The sequence below is a fragment of the Neoroseomonas rubea genome (assembly GCF_016106015.1).
Lineage (GTDB): Bacteria > Pseudomonadota > Alphaproteobacteria > Acetobacterales > Acetobacteraceae > Neoroseomonas > Neoroseomonas rubea.
Genome location: NZ_JACADQ010000248.1, coordinates 1 through 6,285, shown reverse-complemented (window position 1 = coordinate 6,285; position 6,285 = coordinate 1). Strand labels below are relative to the sequence as shown.

Annotated in this window: 6 protein-coding genes and 1 tRNA gene; 2 read left to right on the top strand and 5 right to left on the bottom strand. The window is 71.8% G+C overall.

Going from position 1 to position 6,285, the window contains the following annotated elements; all coding sequences use genetic code 11:
* The 4 genes from HW577_RS18485 to HW577_RS18470 form a co-directional block, all read right to left on the bottom strand.
* Positions 1-835, bottom strand: an 835-nt coding sequence (locus tag HW577_RS18485) for an amidase family protein (RefSeq protein WP_332837759.1), incomplete at its 3' end; no start/stop codon positions are given.
* A 66-nt stretch (positions 836-901) separates the two neighbouring features.
* On the bottom strand, positions 902-2,725 hold the full coding sequence (gene glmS / locus HW577_RS18480) for a glutamine--fructose-6-phosphate transaminase (isomerizing) (RefSeq protein ID WP_198377615.1): 1,824 nt from the start codon (positions 2,723-2,725) through the stop codon (positions 902-904).
* Positions 2,726-2,729: 4 nt separating this feature from the next.
* Entirely contained in the window at positions 2,730-4,034 is a 1,305-nt protein-coding gene (gene glmU, locus HW577_RS18475) for a bifunctional UDP-N-acetylglucosamine diphosphorylase/glucosamine-1-phosphate N-acetyltransferase GlmU (protein ID WP_198377614.1), read from the bottom strand.
* A gap of 79 nt (positions 4,035-4,113) precedes the next feature.
* A complete protein-coding gene (locus tag HW577_RS18470) occupies positions 4,114-4,530 on the bottom strand; it encodes a hypothetical protein (RefSeq protein ID WP_198377613.1) in 417 nt (138 codons plus the stop codon).
* Here HW577_RS18470 and HW577_RS18465 point away from each other — a divergent pair, their 5' ends adjacent.
* Positions 4,531-5,178: an HAD family hydrolase gene (locus HW577_RS18465; RefSeq protein ID WP_198377612.1), complete on the top strand. Its 648-nt coding sequence runs from the start codon at positions 4,531-4,533 to the stop codon at positions 5,176-5,178.
* On the opposite strand, the gene HW577_RS18460 is transcribed toward HW577_RS18465, so the two are convergent.
* Positions 5,167-5,949 carry a DUF3108 domain-containing protein gene (locus HW577_RS18460; RefSeq protein ID WP_198377611.1) on the bottom strand — a complete coding sequence of 261 codons (783 nt, stop codon included), beginning with the start codon at positions 5,947-5,949 and terminating at the stop codon, positions 5,167-5,169. The two genes, HW577_RS18465 and HW577_RS18460, sit on opposite strands and share 12 nt — an antisense overlap.
* Before the next feature lie 93 nt (positions 5,950-6,042).
* Between HW577_RS18460 and HW577_RS18455 the strand changes: the two genes are divergently transcribed.
* A tRNA-Val gene (locus tag HW577_RS18455) sits at positions 6,043-6,117 on the top strand.
* Positions 6,118-6,285: the final 168 nt, after the last annotated feature.

The window sequence follows — 6,285 nt, the reverse complement described above, 5'->3', positions numbered from 1 at the left end:
ATCCAGGACCTGTTTGCGCGCGCGGCGCCCTGGGCGCAGGCGCTTCCTCCGGCCCCGCCAGCCCGGGATGCGGCGGCGTGCCGCCGGCGCGCCGCGCGATCGCCATCGCCCCCGCCCAGACATCCTCGAGGCTCGCCCCGATGATACCGAGGTGGTCGAGCGTCGGCGCGAGCGGCGCGAGGCCCCCGACCGGAAGCGCGCCGAAGCTCGCCTTCAGCGCATAGGCGCCGCAATAGCCGGCGGGGCGGATGGTGGAGGCGTGGGTCTGCGTGCCCAGGCCGAGCGAAGCCATGCCCGCCCCCACCGCAGCGGCGGATCCGCTCGAGGATCCTCCCGGCGTGCGCGTCGTGTCGTAGGGATTGCGCGTCGGGCCGGAATTTCCGCACGCGAACTCGGTCGTCACCGTCTTTCCGAGGATGACGGCGCCGGCCTCCCGCAGCGCGAGCACCCCGGCCGCGTCGCGTCGCGCCTGCCAGCCCGCGAAGACGGGGTTGTTCATCTGCGTCGGCAGGTCCGCCATCTCGATCATGTCCTTGACCACCACGGGCATGCCGTCGATGGGCGAGAGCGGGCAGCCGTCGCGCCAGCGCGCCGCGGATGCGTCGGCCGCACGGCGCGCGGCGGGCATGTCCTGCGTGACGAAGGCGGCGATGGCGGGCTCATCGGCCGCGATCGCCGCGATGCAGTCCTCGAGGAAGGCGCGCGGGGAGGAGGTGCCGGCGCGGAACTGCGAGCGCGCCGGCGCGAAGGGGCGCAGCAGCGGGCGGGCGGGATGGTAGGCAATGCGCCGCTGCGGCGCGTCGGGGCGCAGTGGTACGACGGGCAGGAAGGTCACGCGTCTCTCCGGCGGGCGCGGTGTTCCGCAACCCTTCCGAAGCAACGTGCGACTGTCAATCCGGCGCTATTCGACCGTAACGCTCTTCGCCAGGTTGCGCGGCTGGTCCACATCCGTCCCCTTCAGCACCGCCACGTGGTAGGCGAGGAGCTGTACCGGGATGGCATGCAGGATGGGCGCCGAGAAGGCGCCGACGCGCGGCAGCACCACCACCCGCTCGGCGAAGGCCTTCAGCCGATCGGCGCCGAGATCGTCGGTGAAGGCCATGATGCGCCCGCCGCGCGCCGCGGCTTCCTGCAGGTTCGACGCCGTCTTCTCGAACATCGGTCCGGAGGGGCAGAGCGAAATGACGGGCACGGCGGAATCGATCAGCGCGATCGGCCCGTGCTTCATCTCGCCGGCCGCATAGCCCTCGGCGTGGATGTAGGAGATCTCCTTGAGCTTGAGCGCCCCTTCCATCGCGATCGGGAAGAGCGTGCCGCGCCCGAGGAACAGCACGTCGCGCGCCTTGGCGACCTCGGCCGCCATGGCGCGGATCTCACCGTCCCGTTCCAGCACCGCCGCCGCGTTGCCGGGCACTTCCATCAGCGCGGCGGTCAGCTTCGCCTCGTCCTCGGCACTGATGGTCCCGCGCGCACGCCCGAAGCCGATGGCGAGGCAGGCGAGGACCGCGAGCTGCGCCGTGAAGGCCTTGGTGGAGGCGACGCCGATCTCCGGCCCCGCGACGGTCAGCACGGCCCCGTCACTCTCCCGCGCCATGCTGCTTTCGGGCACGTTCACGACGGAGAGCACCTTCTGCCCATGCTCCCGCAACAGGCGGAGGGCAGCCATGGTGTCCGCCGTCTCGCCCGACTGGCTGACCAGCACGGCGCCGCCGCCGGGCGCCAAGGGCGGTTCGCGATAGCGGAACTCGCTCGCCACATCCGCATCGACCGGGATGCGCGCCAGCTGCTCGATCCAGTAGCGCCCGACAAGCCCCGCCAGGAAGGCGCTGCCGCAGGCGGTGATGGTGATGCGCGGTACCACGGCCGGGTCGAAGGGCAGCGGCGGCAGGGAGACGCTCCGCGTCCGCGGATCGAGGTACTGCGTCAGCGTGTCGCCGAGCACCACCGGGTGCTCGTGCAGCTCCTTCTCCATGAAGTGGCGGTAGTTGCCCTTGCCCGTCGCGGCGCCCGAGACGGAGGTGAGGCGGATCTCCCGCTGCACCGGGCGGTCGGCGACGTCGAAGAAGCGGGCGCCGTCCCTGTCCACCACGGCCCAGTCGCCTTCGTCGAGATAGGCGATGCGGCGCGTCAGCGGTGCCAGCGCAAGCGCGTCCGAACCAACGAACATCTCCCCGTCACCGAAACCCACGGCGAGCGGTGCGCCCTGCCGCGCGCAGATCAGCGTTCGCGGGTGGCCGGTAAAGACCATCGCCAGCGCATAGGCGCCGTGCGCGCGCTTCAGCGCGACGGAGGCCGCCTGCTCGGGTGGCATGCCTTCGGCCAGATGCTGGTCGACCAGGCGGGCGAAGGTCTCGGTGTCCGTCTCCGTCTCGAAGACATGGCCCTTCGCCTCGAGCTCCGCGCGCAGCTCGGCATGGTTCTCGATGATGCCGTTGTGCACGACGCTCACCCTCGACGTGCCGTGCGGGTGCGCGTTGCGCTCGGTCGGTGCGCCATGCGTCGCCCAGCGCGTATGGCCGATGCCCGTGGTACCGGGCAGCGGATTGGCGTCGAGCACTGCGGCCAGGTTGTTGAGCTTACCCTCAGCGCGGCGGCGCTCGATCCGGCCTTCGACCAGAGTGGCGATGCCGGCGCTATCGTAGCCGCGGTATTCCAAGCGCCGCAGCGCCTCCAGGATGCGCGGCGCCGCCGCCTCGCGTCCGACGACGCCGACAATTCCGCACATCGCGCTACTTCCCCTTCCCCTTGAATCCCCGCCCCGGCTTCACGGCCTGATGTCCACGCGCGATGGCCAGCGCGTCGTCCGGCACATCCGCGGTGATCACGCTGCCGGCGCCGACCAGCGCCCGTGCACCCACCTTCACGGGCGCGACCAGCGCCGTGTCGCTGCCGATGAAGGCGCCCTCGCCGATCTCGGTGCGATGCTTGTTCACGCCGTCGTAGTTGCAGGTGATGGTGCCCGCGCCGATGTTCGCACCCGCGCCGATGGTCGCATCGCCAAGGTAGCTCAGGTGGTTGGCCTTGGCCCCAGGCCCCAGCGTGGTCGCCTTCAGCTCGACGAAATTGCCGACATGGGCGCGCGGTTCGACCACCGTCCCGGGGCGCAGCCGCGCATACGGGCCGATGATCGCGTCCCGGTTCACGACGCAGCCTTCCAGGTGGCTGAAGGCGCGGATCATCGCGCCTTCCTCGACCGTCACGCCTGGTCCGAAGACGATATGCGGTTCCAGCACCACGTCGGGCGATAGCCGTGTGTCGTGCGCGAGGAAGACCGTCTCCGGCGCCTGCATCGTGACGCCGGCATCCAGCGCCGCGGCACGCAGCTGGCCCTGCAGCACGGCCTCGGCCGCCGCGAGCTCGGCACGGGAATTGATCCCCCGCAGCTCGGCCTCCGGCGCCTCGACGGCGCGGACGCGCCTGCCCTCCGCGCGCGCCAGCGCGACCACGTCGGTCAGGTAGTACTCGCCCTTGGCGTTGTCGTTCTTCACGGCCGAGAGCCAGCGCACCAGCTCCGGTCCACGTGCGCAGACCACACCCGCGTTGCAGAGGCCGATCGCGCGCTCAGCCTCATCGGCGTCGGCCCATTCGACGATGCGCTCGACCATCCCGTCGGCGCCCGTCACGACCCGGCCGTAGCGGCCAGGCTCGGCGGGGCGCATCGCCAGCAGCACGAGGTCGGCCTCGGCGCGCGCGGCGAGCAGCCGGCCGATCGTCGCCTCCGATACCAGCGGATTGTCGCCGTAGAGCACGGCGACGTCGCCATCGTGGCCGCCGAGCAGCGGCGCGGCCTGGAGCGCGGCATGCCCCGTCCCTAGCCTCTCCCGCTGCACCGCGACACCATGGGGCGCGACCGTGCGCTCGAGTTCCGGCATGTCGGGTCCCACCACCACGACGATGCGTCCGAAGCGCGCCTCGCAGGCCGAGAGCAGGTGGCGGATCATCGGCCGCCCGGCGAGCGGGTGCATCACCTTGGGGCGGGTGGAGCGCATGCGGGTCCCGAGACCCGCGGCGAGGATGATGGCGGCAGAGGACATTCCTCCCGGTAACGCGAGCGGGTGTGCCGCGTCCACCCCGGCGGGGTCACACTGCTTTGCCGGATGTGTCCGGACGCTGTCAGACCAGCGCCAGGATCGCCGCCGCGGCACCGACAGCGCCCAGCAATGCCCCGGCCATCGCGCTGCGCACGGGGGGGATCGTGCGGTGGTCGGATCGTTCCCGTACCAGACTCAGCCGCCATGGGCCCCCGGGCAGGCGCAGCCGCAGCTGGGCCCCGCGCCGGCGCTCGACGCCGTTCCAGGGCTCGACACGCTGCTGGACGGCAAACAGCATGCGCGCGTCGAAGCGCGCGGCGAGATCGGGCGGCATCCCTGCCAGAAAGCGCGCGACGAAGGCGGGGTCGATGTCCCCCAGGCTGGGTTCGGCGGGCGCCGAAATCGTTTCGATCATGGCATGAGACTGACGCGCGACGGTTGACGAAAGATGAATGCGGTACGGCTTGCGCGAAGGCGCCCCCTCGCCTACGCGCGACATATGTCTCGACTGCTCGTCTTCGATCTCGATGGCACGCTGGTGGACAGCGCGCCCGACATTCACGCTGCGCTGAACCGCGTCCTGCTTGCCCGCGGGCTTGCGCCGTATGACCTCCCGGCGGTCAAGTCGATGATCGGAGACGGCGCGCGCGTGCTCCTCGAACGTGCCTTCGGCGGTCGCGGACGAGCCTTCGAGGCAGCAGCGCTCGAGGCGTTCCTGTCCGATAAGGACATCAGCCAGGCGCGCCTGACCGCACCCTTCCCGGGCATAGCGCCTGCCATGGACAGCCTCGCCGGGACCGGCTGGCGCTTCGCCGTCTGCACCAACAAGCCCGAGGGACCGGCGCGCGCTCTGCTTGCTTCGCTCGGGCTGGCTGTGCGCTTCGCGGCAGTCGGCGGGGGCGACAGCTTCCCGGTCCGAAAGCCCGACCCGGGGCATCTGCTGGCGACGATCTCCGCGGCCGGCGGCACGCCCGGTGCGGCGCTGATGGTGGGCGACCACAGCAACGACGTGCGCGCGGCGGGCGGGGCAGGCCTGCGCTGCATCTTCGCAGGCTGGGGCTATGGGCCAGCCGAAATGGCCGCGGGTGCGCCGATCGCCGCCGCGCCGTCCGACCTGCCGCGACTCGTCGCCGCGCTAACGGACTGACGGGCTGAGCCGCACAAGGTCCATCCGGAAGGCGCCGAGGAAGGTCGACGGAAATTCCACGCGCAGCGGCAACGGCGGCTGGCCCGCGCCCAGCACGGCAAGCCAGGCCTCCGCTTGCCGCGGCTGCCCCGCCCGCGCCGGATCGTCGCCGGCGCGAAAACCGGCAACGAGCCGGCTTTCGAGCGCACAGCGCAACGCGTCGCCCCGGAATCCGGGCACCGGTGGGCGCGCGGTACCGATGGTCCGGGACTGCCATTCGAGCCGCCGGCGCCCGTCGAACACGGCTCCTGAAAGGTCGCAGCGCCCCGTGGCCGCTGCATCCCGCGCGAGGAGCACAAGCGCCGAAAGGGCGTCGATCGTGCCCTCCCGCTCCTCAGGCCGGACGGGCACGCGGTCGGGGCCTTCGGGGGGTTCCAGCACCGCCAGCCGCGGCGTCCGGCCGACATATTCCAGCAGCGTGCGCCGCGGCGCGCCGCGCCATTCGCCGTCTGTCCGATAGCGTAGCGGGCGCACCTCCCGCCCCGCGAGGCCGCCTTCGGCTTCCGCCACCTGCTCGCGCGGGAGGAACAGGCGTCCGAGGCCGCGGGCGCGGGCAATGCTTGTCAGCCGGTAGCGCTCGCCCGTTATGTCGAAGCTGATGCGGATGTCCATGACGGGAATGCCCGCCTGGCTGACCGCATAGTCCGCGTCGATCGGATTGGCGCGCGCGCCAAGCGTCGTCCCAAGGGCGACGAGGCTCAGCAGGGCGGCGGCGGCGGCGCGCGTTCTCACCTTCGGGAGAATGGGCCGGGCCGGCGGCGAAGCAAGGGCGCGGCGCGGCTTGACAGGCAGGGACAGTGGCTCGTATTTCGCCGCTCCCTGGTCGGGCGCGTAGCTCAGCGGTAGAGCATTCGCTTCACACGCGAAGGGTCACAGGTTCAATCCCTGTCGCGCCCACCATTTCAATTGTTCCCTGAGACGCTCTTCGGGCCGCATCCGCGGCCCTTGGCTTCGCGCCGTACACTGGCGCGTCAGACGCGGATGCAGACTGGGCGCGGTCGCGCGCGCCGCCGGCGCCCGGCCCGAGGCACTGCCCCGGGCCGGGGATCGTCGGCCTTAGCGCGGCGG

Coding starts and splice junctions, on each gene's coding strand:
- HW577_RS18470 (WP_198377613.1), bottom strand. CDS start 4,530: ATGTCGCGCGTAGGCGAGGGGGCGCCTTCGCGCAAGCCGTACCGCATT.
- glmU (WP_198377614.1), bottom strand. CDS start 4,034: ATGTCCTCTGCCGCCATCATCCTCGCCGCGGGTCTCGGGACCCGCATG.
- HW577_RS18465 (WP_198377612.1), top strand. CDS start 4,531: ATGTCTCGACTGCTCGTCTTCGATCTCGATGGCACGCTGGTGGACAGC.
- glmS (WP_198377615.1), bottom strand. CDS start 2,725: ATGTGCGGAATTGTCGGCGTCGTCGGACGCGAGGCGGCGGCGCCGCGC.